10 protein-coding genes and 1 pseudogene are annotated in these 16259 nt (G+C 61.3%); 10 read left to right on the top strand and 1 reads right to left on the bottom strand.

Features of this window, described 5'->3' with window-relative positions; all coding sequences use genetic code 11:
* Nucleotides 1-139 precede the first annotated feature (139 nt).
* Nucleotides 140-1951: an NPCBM/NEW2 domain-containing protein gene (locus tag E7T06_RS02465; RefSeq protein WP_136364271.1), complete on the top strand. Its 1812-nt coding sequence runs from the start codon at nt 140-142 to the stop codon at nt 1949-1951.
* A gap of 87 nt (nt 1952-2038) precedes the next feature.
* On the opposite strand, the gene E7T06_RS02460 is transcribed toward E7T06_RS02465, so the two are convergent.
* Nucleotides 2039-4510, bottom strand: a complete 2472-nt coding sequence (locus tag E7T06_RS02460) for an AAA family ATPase (RefSeq protein WP_136364270.1) — start codon at nt 4508-4510, stop codon at nt 2039-2041.
* A 1009-nt stretch (nt 4511-5519) separates the two neighbouring features.
* Between E7T06_RS02460 and E7T06_RS02455 the strand changes: the two genes are divergently transcribed.
* The 9 genes and pseudogenes from E7T06_RS02455 to E7T06_RS02420 all read left to right on the top strand — a co-directional run bounded on the left by E7T06_RS02455 (nt 5520) and on the right by E7T06_RS02420 (nt 16145).
* Entirely contained in the window at nt 5520-6587 is a 1068-nt protein-coding gene (locus tag E7T06_RS02455; RefSeq protein ID WP_136364269.1) for an NAD-dependent epimerase/dehydratase family protein, read from the top strand.
* Complete coding sequence (locus E7T06_RS02450) at nt 6584-7390, top strand: WecB/TagA/CpsF family glycosyltransferase (RefSeq protein WP_136364268.1); 807 nt, start codon at nt 6584-6586, stop codon at nt 7388-7390. The genes E7T06_RS02455 and E7T06_RS02450 overlap by 4 nt, the downstream gene beginning before the upstream one ends.
* Before the next feature lie 132 nt (nt 7391-7522).
* Nucleotides 7523-8455 carry an NAD-dependent epimerase/dehydratase family protein gene (locus E7T06_RS02445; protein WP_136364267.1) on the top strand — a complete coding sequence of 311 codons (933 nt, stop codon included), beginning with the start codon at nt 7523-7525 and terminating at the stop codon, nt 8453-8455.
* Between the two features lie 354 nt (nt 8456-8809).
* Nucleotides 8810-10261: a UDP-glucose/GDP-mannose dehydrogenase family protein gene (locus E7T06_RS02440; RefSeq protein ID WP_136364266.1), complete on the top strand. Its 1452-nt coding sequence runs from the start codon at nt 8810-8812 to the stop codon at nt 10259-10261.
* Nucleotides 10258-11172, top strand: a pseudogene (locus E7T06_RS22175) (UDP-glucuronic acid decarboxylase family protein); the annotation flags it as partial. The gene E7T06_RS02440 and the pseudogene E7T06_RS22175, both read left to right, overlap by 4 nt.
* Nucleotides 11149-12243 (top strand): glycosyltransferase family 2 protein, encoded by a 1095-nt coding sequence (locus tag E7T06_RS22170; RefSeq protein ID WP_346763183.1) that lies wholly within the window; start codon nt 11149-11151, stop codon nt 12241-12243. The pseudogene E7T06_RS22175 and the gene E7T06_RS22170, both read left to right, overlap by 24 nt.
* Before the next feature lie 79 nt (nt 12244-12322).
* Nucleotides 12323-13507, top strand: a complete 1185-nt coding sequence (locus E7T06_RS02430; RefSeq protein WP_136364264.1) for a glycosyltransferase — start codon at nt 12323-12325, stop codon at nt 13505-13507.
* A complete protein-coding gene (locus E7T06_RS02425) occupies nt 13504-15009 on the top strand; it encodes a lipopolysaccharide biosynthesis protein (RefSeq protein WP_136364263.1) in 1506 nt (501 codons plus the stop codon). The genes E7T06_RS02430 and E7T06_RS02425 overlap by 4 nt, the downstream gene beginning before the upstream one ends.
* A 173-nt stretch (nt 15010-15182) precedes the next feature.
* On the top strand, nt 15183-16145 hold the full coding sequence (locus E7T06_RS02420; RefSeq protein ID WP_136364262.1) for a glycosyltransferase: 963 nt from the start codon (nt 15183-15185) through the stop codon (nt 16143-16145).
* Nucleotides 16146-16259 lie beyond the last annotated feature (114 nt).

The raw sequence follows: 16259 nt of genomic DNA, 5'->3' as shown, positions 1-16259 counted from the left end.
ACCGCACTCTTTGGCGTAGTGAAGCCGACGAGTTTTACCCCGCGCATTGCGGAATTGTTTTAAGTCCTCCCTTCATCGGCGGTGCTGCCTGCACACCGTTGCCGCCTTCTTTGTCCCGAAATTCCCCTCAGGAGATCCGATGTCACTACCCGCCGCTCTGACCCTGCCCCGCGTCCTCCGCTCCTCCTTGCCCGTTGGCCTGATGCTGCTGACGCTGGGTCTGTCGGCCTGTAACTCGGGCACGACGACGGCCACTGCGCCTGCGCCCACTCCGGTGGCACAGGTGCCCGCCGCTCCCGCAGATTTCGTGTACGACGGTCAGGATCACTCGTGGACAAGTGCGGCCACCACCGCGCCCTTGCCTTTGGCGCTCAGTACGGGCGACAACGCCCTGAGCGGCGAGAACTGGACGGCGGCGAGCAACGGCTGGGGGCCGATTGAAAAAGATGCGAGCAACGGCGACAAGCTGGCAGGCGACGGACGCGCCCTGACGCTGGCCGGTCAGACCTACGCCCGGGGATTCGGCGTTCACGCGGGTTCCAGCATGACCTTTACGCTGGGCGGCAAGTGCAGCACCTTCACCGCGCTGGTGGGCGTAGACGACGAAGTGGGCGACAAGGGTAGCGTGGCCTTTAAGGTCATCGCCGATGGAATCACCCTGTTCGACAGCGGCACCATGACGGGGGCGAGCGCCACCCAAACCGTCAGCGTCAGCGTGGCGGGCAAGCAGCAGCTTCAACTGGTGGTCACGGACGCAGGCAACGGCCTGAGCTTCGATCACGGCGACTGGGCTACCCCAGTGCTGAGCTGCACGGTTGCGCCACTGGCCCCCGGAGAAATTCAGTACAGCGGGCCGATTGTGATCAGGAAGGGCGGGACGTATTCGGGCAACTGGGAAAGCACCCTCAGCCAGTCTGCCGTCCTGATTCAAACCAGCGAACCTGTGATTATCGAAAACTCCAACATTCGCAGCCGGGGCAACCTGATCAGTGGGTTTAAAAACCGCTTGACCGTGCGCAACACGCGGGGCTACGCATTGAATCCCAACGTGGCAGGCAGGGCCGCCGGCCGGGCCGTGAACGCCGAAGAAGTGATGAGCCTGCGCGTCGAGAACAGCTACTTTGAAGGCACCACCGGCATCTACGCTCGCGCCTTCATGGGCAATCCCGCCGCAGGCGACACCATCAAAATCCTCAAAAACCGCTTCCGCAATACCGATGGACGGCTGAGTGACGGCGTGGGGGGTTACAACGGTCAGGCCTCTGTGGTGCAGGCGATCCTCTTCAACAACGTGAAACGGGTGCCGAACGTGGAAATCGGGTGGAATGAGATCATCAACGAACCCGGCAAGAGCCGCACCGAAGAGAACATGAACTTTTATGTCAGCAGCGGCACGCCCACCAGCCCGTTCCTGATCCACAACAATTACATTCAGGGGGCCTACAGCTTGGCACCACTGACCGACACGAGCTATGCAGGCGGCGGCATCCTCTTGGGCGACGGTAAAGTGACTGATCCGCTGGACTCCGGTTATGCACGCGTGTACGACAACCAAATCGTTGGCACCACCAATCACGGCATCGCCATCGCAGGCGGCGTAGACAATCAGATGTACAACAACCGCGTGATCTCCAGTGGCCTGACCCCCACCGGCCAGCGCCTCCCTGCGGCAAACGTCGGTTTGTACGTCTGGGACTCGGGCGGCGCAGGAAAATTGTCGCCTCCTACCTTCGCCAGCAACCGGATGGACAACAACGCGGTGGGCTGGACTCGCGTGGCCGCCGACGGCAAAACCAGCAACAACCCGATGTGGTTCCCCAACTGCGGCCTGAACGCCACCAGTTGCGTAGGCAACCAGAACCTCGGCACCATTACCCTCGATATGGAAAAACAGGAATATCAGGGTTGGCTGGGCAAACTGAGCGCCAACAACGTTAAAGTTGGCCCCTGAGTCCGGACGAACGAATAAACAAACAAACGAGAAGCGGCGCTGAGGAGAACCTTCCCCTCGCGCCGCTTCTGTTTGGTTTGGCCGTCTTCAGTAGCTCAGCAGATTTTGCTCGTTCAGGCGCAGGGCTTTTACAGTCAGCGACACGTTCACGGCCCGCACGCTCAGTTCCAGCGTCCGTGCGGCAGGTTCGTCCAGCGTCAATTCATGCTCCATCCAACTGCCGAGGGTCACGTTGGAATGCACCCGGTGAGACACGCCTTCTTCGCGGTAGTCGCCCAGTTCGTAGGGAATCAGGATTTGCGCCACCTTGGAGCCTTGCACGCCCAGCCGCAGCGCAAAAGGCGTCAGGGCTGGCCCCAGTTCTTCGCCGCCGCCGTACACGTCCAGCCGCCACAGCAACCGGACGCTGCTCTGCACATGGCTTAGGCCCGCAGGCAAATCAAAGCGCAGTGTGAGGGTAGACGGGTGACCATAGCGGCTGGAACTCAGCACGGTCAGGCCGCCCCGGTTGCCCGACAGCAGGTAGCCCTGACGGCTCAGCGGAACATCGGGCAGCGGCGACAGCGAGTGGCCCACTTCGGCGGGCACATCGGCCAGCGGCACGGGCAAGCGGCGAGACGGTTGGCCCGGAATGTGCCGCAGCGGGCTATCGGTAGGCAGGCGCTGGGCATACACGCCGCGCAGCAGGGCCGCGTCTTCGGGCAAGTTGGCGCGGGCCGCGTAATAGGCCGCCAAACCGGGCGAATCTTCGGCCAGCGCACTCATCAATCTGCGGCGAATGTCTTGGCGCAGCAGTTGGGGAAGCTGGCTGGCAAGGGTCACGCGCAGGCCCTCGCTGCGGAACACGTACTGCGGTTCGGCAGGAATCGGGGCGCGTTCAGGCACGCAGCCCGGCCAATGCAGCGGCACTTCGGGTTCGGCTTCTACCAAAATATGGTGCTTGATCGCCTCGTACAGCAAAAGTTCGGTGTTGCCGCTGCTGGACTCGCCCAATACGGCCCGCGCCAGCGCCGCGTCGAACTGGCCGTAAATGACGCTCAGGCGCTCCACTGCCTCCCGCACCGGCGCGGGCCAGTGGTCGACTTCGTGGCTAAAAGTTTCGCGGAGCGCCTGCGGAAAGGCCGGACTGCCCGTCTGCTCTAGGTCGGCGGTCTGGTCGATCAGGCTCAGCAGGTGCAGCGGGTTGCCTTCGCTGCGCTGCACCAAGCGGGCCGCCAGCGCCTGCAAATGCTCCACTGGCTCGAAGGGAAACTGGGCTTCTAGCGTGCGCTGCACACTCAGCGTCGACAGCGGCGGCATCCCCAGTTCTAGGCGGCTGCTGCGGTCGGTGGCCCGGCGCATGGCCCGCGCCAACGGCACCTGATCGGCGGGTTCGCGGCTGAGCAGCAAAAACACCCGTTGCGCGTCGCCCGACGCCCCGAACAAGAATTCGAACAGGGGAAGCAGTTCGGGCGGCGCGTCCTGTGGCCGGTCAAAAATCAGCAGCACGGGGCGGTGAACCTTAGACAGCACATGGGCCACCTTTACCACGTCCTCTTCAAGAGTTGCGGGCTGCATCAACAGGCGGTTCAGCGCCTCGGCACTCTCCGAATCGCAGACCTTGAGGAGGGCCTGTGCGAGGCTGGCCAGCATCAGGCGGCTGGAGCGCAGGCTGGACACCCGCACCTCTTGCCAGTCGAGTTGCTGGGCCACCGATTCGGCGAGGTGGCTTTTGCCGCTGCCGGGAGGCCCGTGCAGCACCACAAACTGAGACTGTCCCTCGGCCCGCCGGAAGGCTTGGCGCAGTTCATGTTCTTCGTGAGGCCGCTCGAAATGAATGGCCCCGATTTTGGAGCGCGTGGGCTGAAGCTGAATCGGCTCGGGCAAAGGCGAATGCAGCAGTGAGGGAGACAGATTCAGCGGCGTGTTCTGTAAGCTGGACGGGGGCGGCAACACCGCCACACTGCGTTCGTGCGGGTGTGGGGCAGGGGCCAGCGATGACCCGGCACTCGACGCCAGCACCGGGGTCACCTCCTGCACCTCGCCGGGATGCTCCAAGTCCAGCGATTCGGCGCGTTCGGCAATCAGGCGGGTGGCCCACGTATGGTTCTCGCGGGCGTAGCGCCAGTACATCCGGCTCAGGTGCTGCTCTATCTGCTGCGTCATCAGCCACCGCTGCTGATCCACCCAACTCTGAAAGGTGGAACTGCCCAAGTCCTCTAGGCCAGTAAAAGGCAGCCCCCGGATCATCGCCAGCCAATCGGTCAATTGGCTCTGGTTCATAGAGCGGTTGGCTCCCTCACACCACATCTCAAAGTCGCTGGTCACGTTTTCGAGGTGCAGCAGTTGGTGGCTGGAAGGAAACACGTTCAGTCCGGCAGACCGAATCCGTGCCAGTTCTACCCGCAAATTCTTCCGGGCTTCCGGGGTATTCCAGAGCAGGTTCGCCAGCCGTTCACGGTGCTGGGGCTGCTTTTCCATGTACAGATAAATAATGAGGGCTACCGCTTTGGCCGACAGCGGCACTGTGCGCCGGGCCAGCGTCACGTGGGCATGCCCCAACAGATGAACGATCAGCACGAGAATCTTCCTCCCCGCTCCCCACATCCCGCACCAGCAACAAGGACTTGTCGGAGCATGCTCTTACAACGAATTGGGTTGCACAACGCCAAGAAGTAGCCGGTCAACAAGTGTGCGCTGGTGCAGTGGGGCGGCTCCGGTGAAGCTCTAAGTAGGAATACAGTCGAGCGGACGATTGTGAAACCTCACTGAGAAGTATCAGACAGACAGAAAACCCAGCAGTCAATCAAAATAGGTACACGCGCAAGCTGTGAACGGGGACGGCAACAGGCCTTGTAGTAGACAGAGCAGCAAGCCTAGAGTCTGCCATTGAAACTTCAGGAGTGATTGCTGAGGTTGAGAAAAAGGTGACCACTTCCGCCGACGGGGGCAATGGTTCCGCTGAGAGTACAGCCGAGCGAGGATCAACTTCACCCACTCCACATGAAGCTTAGTGAATAGTTTATGACTTTTATCCGCAATTTGGATGAAAGCATGTTCATTACCTACCCATCTGACCGTATAGACCTATGAAGTGGTACCCACTACTTGTCAATCGAAGCTCAACTTAGGTGGGTGGTTCCATTGAACTGCTCTACCTCGGTGACGCTGCCTGACTCGCAGAACTCAAAACACGCTCAAAATTATTTGTTTCATTTATGGCTGCACTCGGTTCACTGCCTCATTGGGGGTGCCTTGAACCACTACCAGAGTCGTTTCCTCATTCAATCTTCTCCAGAAGCTCAACTGTTGCAGCTTTCCTGGCGAGTGGCGTCGGAACGCTGCGCAACAAAGCAGACCAGATAAAAATTGGACTCTGAGGCAGAGGGCCCCAGACGGTGAGGTCCCGTTGCCGGCGACCAGTGCAGCGTCCGTCTCCTACCGGGCGATGACGCACAACCCAGCGTTAAACCCCAAATTCTCTGCATTAGCTCTGACTTAACGCCCCCCGGCTCATGCTTGCTGCGTCCTGCCAAACGGTTGGAGGCGGCCAGCGAATGGCCCGCCGTGCAAGAAGGAGAAGAAAACGATGGGTGTAGCGTTGATCTCAGGGTCTGCCGGGCTGATCGGTTCCGAAGCGGTGCGGTTTTTTGCCGCGCTGGGCCTCGACGTTGTGGGCATCGACAACGATATGCGGCAGTATTTTTTTGGTGCAGAAGCCTCGACGCGCTGGAACCGCAGCCGCTTGGAGCGTCAGGTGGGCAACTACCACCACCAAGACGTCGATATTCGGGATGCCTCGGCGCTGGACGCCGTGTTCGCCAAGTACGGCAAGTCCATAGAACTCGTGATCCACACGGCGGCGCAACCTTCGCACGACTGGGCCGCCCGCGATCCGTTTGTGGATTTCTCGGTGAACGCCAACGGCACGTTGAACATGTTGGAAGCGGCCCGCGCCCACTGCCCCGATGCGCCGTTTATTTTTACCTCCACCAACAAGGTGTACGGCGACACGCCCAACGTCTTGCCGCTTCAGGAATTGGCGACCCGCTGGGAAATCGACCCGGCGCACCGCTACTCGCCCGGCATTGCCGAAGACATGAGCATCGACCAGAGCAAGCACTCGCTCTTTGGGGCCTCCAAAGTGGCTGCCGACGTGCTGGTGCAGGAATACGGGCGCTACTTCGGTATGAAAACGGTGTCGTTCCGGGGCGGCTGCCTGACCGGGCCAAACCACTCCGGCACGCAGCTCCACGGCTTTTTGGCCTACTTGATGAAGTGCGCCATGACCGGCACGCCCTACACCATTTTCGGCTATCAGGGCAAACAGGTGCGCGACAATATCCACTCTGCCGACCTGATTGCCGCCTTTGCCGAATTCTTCCACAACCCGCGTTCCGGCGAGGTCTATAACATCGGCGGCGGGCGCGAAAGCAACTGCTCGATGCTGGAAGCCATCGCGCTGTGCGAAGAAATTACGGGCCGTAAGTTGAATCACACCTACGCCGAGGACAACCGCAGCGGCGACCACATCTGGTACATCAGCGACCTCGCCAAGTTCAAGGCGCACTATCCCGGCTGGGGCATCACCTACGATGTGCCGCGCATTTTGCAGGAAATGTACTCGGTCAATCAGGAACGGTGGGCGCTCACATGATCAATCTGGGTGCATATTCGGTGCTGGGCGTGAAGATTCATGCGGTGGACTACGACTACGCGGTGCAGGCCATCCGCGACGCGGCACGCGACAAACGGGCGTTTACGGTCAGTGCATTGGCGGTTCACGGCGTCATGACCGGCATGACCAACGCGGAGCAGGCCCGCCGCCTGAACGGGCTGAATCTGGTGGTGCCGGACGGCCAACCGGTGCGCTGGGCGCTGGGACTTTTGCACGGCAAAAGCTTGCCAGACCGCGTGTACGGCCCAGAGCTGACGTTGCGGGTGGCGCAGGCCTTGGCCGAAGACGACCTGAGCGTGTACCTGTACGGCAGTCAGCCCGCTGTACTGGAACGTTTCGCCCGCAACCTACAGGTCAAGTTTCCGGGGTTACGGGTGGCGGGCATGGAAGCTTCTAAGTTTCGCCGCACCAGTCCCGAAGAGCAGCAGGCCACCGCCGTGCGCATCCGCGAATCGGGCGCACATGCCGTGTTCGTGGGCCTCGGTTGCCCGCGCCAAGAAGTCTGGGCCTTCGAGAACGCGCCGCTGATCGGGTTGCCGATTCTGGCGGTGGGCGCGGCCTTCGATTTCCACGCGGGCACGCTGCCGCAAGCTCCTAAGCGCATGCAAAACGCGGGGCTGGAATGGCTGTTCCGCCTCATTCAGGAACCGCGCCGCCTCTGGAAACGCTACGTGCTGCTCAATCCGCTGTTCCTGTGGAATCTGTTCTTGCAGGGCATCCGGGTGCGGCCTTTTCCAGTCCAGTTGCCCGATGGACAGGAGCAACCTCAACGTTACGGCTAAGCGTGGCGGTCAGGAGCCAAGAATGAAGCAACGATGGGTTCAACCGACCTGTGCGCCACACCTCACTGCTGACTCCCAGAGCGGACAACCCCAGTCCTGTGTCCTCATGTTTAGCGTGCTGGAGCCGCACCCATGAATGTTCCCGACAACAGCAAGATTTTTCTGGCGTATCCGTCGGGGGCATTCCGGGAAGCGCTCGTGAGCCGCCTGCTGTCTCAGGGTCACGACAACTTGGTGGTGGCCGACGCGCTGGATTTACGCGAAAAAGAAGCGGTGCTGGAATTCTTCGAGCGCGAACTGCCCGACTACGTGTTTTTTATGGCGGCGCAGGCCAGAAGCCTTGATGCAGACAGCTTTCAGCCTCCGCAGTGGCTGCGCGACAACCTGCTGAGTGTCACCAATATGGTAGACGCCGCCTACCTGTACGACGTGGGCAAACTGCTGTGCCTCGATTGCAGCGCGACGCTGCTGGAAGACGCCGCGTTGCCGCTTCAGCGCCAGCATTGGCCCTCAGCGCGGTTGGAAGAAGCCCGCTACGCCTGCGCCGTGACGCGGCGGGCCACCACCGAACTGTGCGACAGCTACCGCCGCCAGTACAACTGCAATTTCATCAGTGCCGTCAGCAGCAGCGTGTATGGCCCCGGCGTGCGCTCGGAACCCGGCTGCGCTCTGGTGCCCACCCTGCTTCAAGAAATGCAGCGGGCCACCGAAAGCGCGCTGCCCGTGTTTCAGTTGTTGGGCCACCCTTACGAGCGTCATTCACTGCTGCATCTGGACGACCTGACGGCGGCCACCCTGTTCATGATGGATCAAGTGGCGCGGCCTGGCCAGATTTGCGTGGGCCTCACGCAGTCTTGCACCCTCAGCGAACTCGTGAATCTGGTGGCCTCGGTCACGGGCTACCGGGGCACTTTCGAGTTTGGCCCGCGCCTGCCTGTCTCTGCTCCTACGCCCCCAGAATTGCCCCTAGAACGGCTGGGTTGGCGCTCCAGTGTCAGCCTCCTTGAAGGCGTGTACAACACGGCCCGCTGGCATATCGAGCATCAATATCCAGCCCATTTCTAGAGCCGACGTATTTCTTCATCTTTCCTCCATTTCTAAAGCCGAGATGAATAACACCAGTGGGTTTATTTTTCGTTAGCGCCCCGAAGTTTAAGTTTTCTGCGTTGGTTCCGGCCTGCTCGCCGCACTGTCGGCACGGCCACTTTGCTGCATTAGACCAGTCTGAGATCACACCCATTTGGAATGACCCATTTGGAATGAGCAGTGGCCTTCTGCAGAACCAACCCCGCTCGCCGAAGAGTCAACCAGTGCGTTGGCCGAGTACAGGCAGTGAGAGTCGGACCCACAGCGTTGGACAGTCAGAGCCGTGCAATCAAAGCTGGGCATTCGCAGTCGAGCATTCAAGGAGAACCCACCATGCAGCCAACCCAACAGCCAATCGCAGCGCAGACCGGAAAAGCATTGACCGAATCCCTCAAAGTCGCCGTCGTCGGCACCGGATACGTGGGCATGGGCACCGCCGTCATGCTGGCCTCGTTGGGGCATCAGGTGGTGGGCATCGACGTAGATCAGAACAAAATCGAAATGCTGCGGCGCGGCGAGTTGCCGATCTACGAACCCGGCCTCGAAGACTTGTTGCGGGCCAGTCAGGAGCGCCTGCGCTGGACGGACGACTACGCCTCGGCCATTCCCGACGCCGACGTGATCTTTATTTGCGTGGGCACGCCGCCGCTGCCCAGTGGTCAGCCCAATTTGCGGTACGTGGAAGGAGCCGCCCAAAGTGTGGCCCGCAACCTCAACGGCAAGCTGCAAGTGGTGGTCAACAAAAGTACGGTTCCGGTGGGCACGGGCGACTGGGTGTCGCGCATTCTGGAAGAACACGCCCTCGACTACTCGGCGGGCCGCTACGTGGTGGTCAGCAACCCTGAATTCCTGCGCGAAGGCACGGCGCTCCACGACAGCCTCTACCCCGACCGGATCGTGTTGGGCAGCGCCTCGCCGGAAGGCATAGAGCGCCTGCGTCAGCTCTATCAGCCCCTGCTGGAGCAGACCTTTACGCCGCCCCCCGGCATGCCGCGCCCCTCCACCTACACGCTGCCCGAACTGGTCACGACCAGCCTCAGCAGCGCCGAAATGATCAAGTACGCGGCCAATGCGTTCCTCGCCCTGAAAATCAGCTTTGCCAACGAAATCGCGGGTTTGTGCGAGTGCGTAGACGCTGACATCGAGCAGGTGACGCACGGTATCGGTTGCGACGGGCGCATCGGGCACCGCTTCCTGTCGGCGGGCGCGGGCTGGGGCGGAAGCTGCTTCGGCAAAGACACGGCGGCCCTGATCAATACCGGCAGCGAGTACGGCTACACCATGCCTATTCTGCGGGCGGCGGTGGAAGTCAACCAGCGCCAGCGGCACCTGATCATCAGCAAGTTGCAGCGCCACCTGCACCGCCTTCAGGGCAAGCGCGTGGCGGTGCTGGGCCTTGCCTTTAAGCCCAATACCGACGACCTGCGCGACGCCCCGGCCCACGACTGCATTGCCCGCCTGATGGACTTGGGGGCCAAAGTGACCGTGCATGACCCGGTGGCGATGCCGCACGCCCGCCGCGAGTGGGCGCACCTGACCTACGATGAGGCCCCCACCGCCGAAGCTGCCCTGCGCGGGGCCGACGCCGTGATCCTGATGACCGAATGGGACGAATACCGCGCGCTGGACTGGGATCAGGCGGTGCGGGCCATGCGCCGCCGCCTCGTCATCGACACCCGCAACGTGTTGACACAGTTGCCCCAGCACAGCACCGTCGAGCAGATTGGCCGCACCGCCCTGCACAACGTCCCCGACAATGAGGTGCTGTCTGAGGCTTTGGCGTGACCCCTGAGCCGCAGACCATCCTGATCACGGGGAGTGCGGGCTTTGTCGGCTCGCACTTGGTAGAGCGTTTTCTGGCTGAAGGTCACACGGTCATCGGCGTGGACAACTACATCAGCGGCCAACGCCAGAACACCGAATTGTTCCGCTCTCATCCCTGTTTCCAGTTCCTTCAGGCCGATGTCAGCGAGGGCATTCCCTACACCGGAGCCAAACTGGATTGGGTGCTGCACTTTGCGTCTCCGGCCAGTCCCCCCCACTACCAAGAGTTCCCTGTCGAAACCCTGATGGTGGGTGCCCAAGGCACCCAACACGGCTTGGACTTGGCCTTGCAGCACGGCGCGAAATTCTTCCTCGCCAGTACCAGTGAAGTCTACGGCGATCCCCATGTGCATCCCCAACCTGAAAGTTACTGGGGCCATGTCAATCCCAATGGACTGAGAAGCTGTTACGACGAAGCCAAACGCTACGCCGAAGCCATCACGATGGCGTATCACCGGGATAAGGGCGTGGACACCCGGATCATCCGGATCTTCAATACCTACGGCCCTCGCATGCGGGCCGACGATGGCCGGGTCATCACCAACTTCGTGCATCAGGCCTTGCGGGGCGAAGCCTTGACCATCTACGGCGACGGCCTGCAAACCCGCAGCTTTCAGTATGTGGACGACTTGGTGGAAGGCATCGTGCGGCTGATGGGCGTGACGTATCACGAGCCGGTGAATCTGGGCAATCCCACTGAATTCACGATGTTGGACCTGGCCGATGTGGTGCGGGAGATCATCAATCCGGAGCTGGCGGTGGTGTATGGGGCCGCGCCCAGCGACGATCCCCAGCAGCGCAAACCCGACATCTCCCGCGCTCAAGACTTGCTCGGCTGGACACCGCAGGTGCCATTGGCAGAAGGCTTGAAAGTGACGACTGCGGCGTTTGAGGCAGATCAATACAAAGAGGCCCAAGCGTCTGAAGCGCCTCTGGTCAGCGTGGTCATTCCTACCCGCAACCGCCCGGAGTTGCTGCTTCAGCGGGCGGTCAGAACGGCCCTGAATCAGACTTTGAGCAACATAGAAGTGATCGTGGTCATTGACGGCCCCGACCCGGCCACTGTGCAGGCCCTCTCGGAAGTGTCTGACCCTAGGCTGCGGGTGCTGGCCCTAGAGAAAAACATCGGGGCCGCCGAAGCCCGCAACATCGGCATTCGGGCGGGAAACGCTGAATGGATCGCCTTGCTGGACGACGACGACGAGTGGGCACCTGAAAAGTTGGAACGGCAGTTGGCAGCAGCGAAAGCCTCGGCCCATGCCCAACCGATTGTTGTAGGCCGGTTTCTGATGTCCAAGCCGCACGGTGTTCACGAAGAACCGCCCCGTTTTCCCCATGTGGGCGAGGCTATCGGTGATTATCTGATGGCACGCGACGCTTGGTTGTCGCGAGACCGCACCCTGATGAGTACCATCTTATTTGCCCGCCGCGATCTGTTTCTGAGGGTGCCATTGGATCCAACTTTGCGCGGTCATCAAGATTGGGACTGGTTGTTAAGAGCTTTCACTGAACCCGACGTCGGCTTCGAGTGTGTGCCAGAAGTGCTGGCGACCTATTATTTTCATGAGGCGCGGCCTCATCTAAGTCGTTCGGCCAAGTGGAGTGAATCACTGCGCTGGGCACAGGGTCATTACCGCGCGGGTCGCCTAAGTCAGCGTGCTTTTGTAGGCTTTTTGGTGTCGCACGTTTCGCAGTTCGCCTCGGAAGAAGGGGGCAGGGAACCCTTGCTTGCCACGTCCAAAGCCCTCCTTTCCGGGCGGCCCCGTCCCTTCGAGGTTGCCCGCTACGTAGCCACTTGGCTCTTTCCTCAACAGGTGCGGCGGCGACTGCATGTGCTGGCCGAAAGCGGCTGGGCGCAGGTGCGGCCTCAGCGCCACCAAGAAGGAAGCCACCGGGAAAGGGGCCACCGGGAGATCGGCCAAACGGATGCCGGACAGGTCTGATGCGTGCTTGTCTCTCCACTTCTGCGGGTAGTCTGCTGACCCACCAAGCGTTCCGAGTCGATCAAGGCAGGCCGGGTGCATGACACCTTCTGTGGTCATCTACCGTGAGAATCTGTTGGCCTATTCAGAGACGTTTATTCTGAATCAGGCCGAGGCGCTGACCCGCTTCAGTCCGTACTACGTGGGCACGCGCCGGGTCGATGGGATTGCCACGCCCGCAGAGCGCACGCTGATTTTGAACGGCGGCGGCATGCGGGGACGGCTCTCGGAACTCTGGTACAAAGCGACCGGACTTGCGCCGCAGCTTCACCAGCAGCTTCGCGCCATTGGGCCCCGGCTGATCCATGCCCACTTCGGCCCCGACGGAGCGCAGGCCGTACCACTGGCCCGCCGCCTGAACGTGCCGTTGGTGGTCACGTTTCACGGTTTTGATGCCACCATGCACGACGCCGATTTGCGGGCTTCTGCGGTGCTGCGAGACCGCCAACTGGTGACCAAACGCCCCCAACTGATCCAAGCGGGTGCACTGTTTATTGCCGTGTCGGAGCATATTCGCAGGCAGTTGCTCGCCAAAGGGTTTCCGGCGCACAAGGTCATCACGCATTACAACGGCATAGATACCTCTGTGTTCGTGCCCGCTGCCGAGCCTGCTCAGGAGGCGTTGGTGCTGTTTGTAGGCCGTTACGTGGAAAAGAAGGGCGTCAGCTTTTTGCTGCGGGCCATGCACGCGGTTCAGCAGCGGCTTCCGGCGGCCCGCTTGGTCTTGATCGGAGAAGGGCCGCTGCTGGAGCCGTTAGAACAACAGGCCGCGCAACTGGGCCTCAGTGTCCTGTTTACGGGCCGCCAAACGCCGGAGCAAGTGCGCGACTGGATGCGAGCGGCGCGGGTGATGTGTGTTCCGAGCATCACGGCCCAAAACGGCGATACCGAGGGCCTGCCCACCGTAATTTTGGAAGCGATGGCGATGGGGCTGCCCACTGTGACCACCGACAGCGCGGGCAACCCCGAAGCCGTGAGACACGGCACCACCGGCTGGGTGGTGCCCGAACGCGACGAGGCGGGACTGGCCCACTTCATTCTGACGCTGCTGGAAGACCCGGACTTGAGTCAACGCTTCCGGGCCGCCGCGCTAGACGATGTGCGGAGCCGCTTCGATTCGCGTGCGCTGGTGCGCGGCCTAGAGAGTCACTACGAGCGGGTCGTCTCTGCCAGTTCAGCCCACGCGCCGCAACCCCACTTTTCGGGCGATGCAGGTTCCGTATGAGCGGTCATAAAGACAAAACGATGCGGGCCATCAAATGGAGTTCACTCTCTTTTTTGACGACCATCCTGCTGACGCCCTTGTTTGCGGCGGTGCTGGCCCGCTTACTCACCAAAGAAGAATTCGGTCTGTTCGCCATCGGCCTGAGTTTGTACGCTGTGGGCCAGTACATCGCCGATTTCGGCATCGGGCAAGCGTTGGTGCAAAAGAAAGACCTGACCGAAGAAGATATCCGGGCCGGATTTACGTCGTCGGTCCTGCTGGGTCTCTCGGCAACGGCGCTGGCTTGGCTGCTTGCTCCTGTTGCGGGTCATTTTTTCAACAACCCGGATGTCACGCCGTTCATGCGAACCTATGCCTGCGTGTACGTCATTGCGTCGTTGGCAACGGTCTCTACCAGTCTGCTGCGCCGCGCCCTGTGGTTCAAGCCCCTCATGGTGGCCGAAGTCGGTTCCTACATCATCGGGCAAGGCGTCTTTGGTCTGGGGGCCGCGTATTTAGGTTTCGGAGCGTACAGCCTGATCATCAGCGCCGCTGTGCAGGGCGTCATTCAACTTTCGGTGTCGTATTTCTATGGTCGTCACCCGTTCCGGTTCACGTTTCGGCGCGAGTCTTACCGCGCCCTGTACGCCTTCGGGGGCCGCGCCTCGCTCATCAGCTTTCTGGAATTTCTCAGCGCCAACCTCGATACCCTGATGATTGGCCGGTTTTACGGCACGGCCACCCTCGGCCTGTACAACCGGGGCTACAACACCATTTACGCGCCGCTGATGGGCATGGCCCGCAGCCTGACCCGCGTGCTTGCGCCGTCGTTCAGTGTGGTGCAGCACGATCAATCCAAGTTGCGCTCGGCCTACTTGTCGGGCCTGATGGCGTTGTCGGTGCTGCTGTTCAGCCTCGCCGCCTGCGCCTTCGTCTCGGCCCGCGAACTTGTGCTGGTGCTGCTCGGAGAGTCGTTTCTCGGCGTGGTTCCTCTGGTGCAGATCCTCGCGCTGTTTATTCCGTTTCCCGTCCTCAGCAATCTGTCGGCAGTGCTGGCCGAAGCCGCAGCTCGCCTGAACACCAAAATCGCGGTGCAGTCGGTGTATCTGGTGGTGTTGCTGGTCTCGTATTCGGCGGTCTACCGTCTCGGCTGGGGCATCATCGGCTTCGCGGGTGTGTTGGTGGTGGCGGGCGCTCTTCGCAGTTTCACTTACGCCTTCGTAGCCCGGCAGATCATCGGCGGGGGCAGCAAAGAAATCGTGCGGGCCTACGCGGTAGGACTGGCGTGCGGGTTGGCCGTGGCCGCCGCCATGTCCGCCTTGGTCTATCCCCTGCGTCACATCGGCCTCTCTTCCTTCGTGCTGTTCGGCTTAGAAGGTTTGGTCGGAGCCAGCCTCGTAGTCACGGTGCTGCTGATCGGCCCACCCAACGAACTCCAGCGGCAAGCCCGCATCCTCTCTAAAAAGGCCTTGTCGCGCACTGAACGGTGGTGGCGGGCGATCCATCCTGCCGAACGCACCTAAGTCCATTGCCCTTCACACTTCGCGTTTCCGGAACAGCACCGCAACCCTTGCATTCCCAGTGCAACGTACTTTCTTCGATACTCGCTTCGCTCTGTTCATCTCTAGATGAACTTCGACCTCCTTAGTTTCCCCACGCCCTCTCCCCCTCAATTTGGACAGGAAGGACTCATGCCATGACCAATCTGATCCCCCCCACTCCGTTACCGGACATCGGTGTGCAGACCGCGCCGCAGTCGGCTCCCAGCGCCAGCGGTACGGCGGCCATCGTCGTGACCTACAACCGCAAAGCGCTGCTGAACCGTTGCCTCACGTTACTGCTGGGTCAGACGGCGGCCGTGAACCACATCTACGTCATCGACAACGCTTCGACAGACGGCACAGCCGAGATCATTCCCAACGATCCCCGGATTACCCATGTGCGGCTCCAGCGCAATTTGGGCGGCGCATACGGCTTTTCTTATGGCGTAGAGCAGGCGCTGAGGGGCAATTATCAGCACCTGTGGCTGATGGACGACGACTGCCTGCCCGAAGCCGAGGCTTTGGCCGAACTGCTGACCCACACCGCAGAAAGTGAGGCCCTGTGCAGCGCGGTGTTGGCCCGCGACGGGCGCTACGACTTGCATCAACGCCGCAGCTTCGATGAGGTGCGCCTCAGCGAAATCGACTTGCCCAAAGAGGCGTATGCAAAGCCCGGCACGCCCGTCGACCTGTTTACCTTCGTGAGCGTGCTGATCAGCACAGACGCGGTGCGCCGGGCGGGATTGCCCGTCAACAACTTCTTTTTTATGTACGACGACAGCGAATATGCCCTGCGCCTGCGTGACATGGGCGTGACCACGCGCCTCGTTCCCTCCAGCCGCGTGTGGCACTACGGCAGCCTGACTTATCCGCCTGTCCGCACGGCCTACAATCCCCTCAAGCACTACTACAACACGCGCAATCAGCTGCTGGTGTACCGCCAATACGGAACCTCTGCGCCGTGGTTTCTGGTGCGCCTGTTGGTGAAAACGGGCGGCGCGTTTATTCGGCTGGCCCAACACCGTGAACTGAACCGTCGCTCGGCAGGTTTGGCCGCCCGCGCCTTACTGGACGCCGTGCGCGGGCGGGCGTATGTGCGCCCAATTCGCACCAACTGATGTGGTGGGCGGGCACGGGACAGTCTAAGGGTAGAGGGTCTAAGAAAAGGCAATCGCTGGCGCTCACTCCCCCAGCACCGCCGTCCATCCGCACCTTAGACCCTCGACTTTTAG

This window comes from Deinococcus sp. Arct2-2 (assembly GCF_004801315.1).
In the GTDB taxonomy this organism is placed as follows: Bacteria; Deinococcota; Deinococci; order Deinococcales; family Deinococcaceae; genus Deinococcus.
This window is presented reverse-complemented; position numbering and strand designations above follow the sequence as displayed.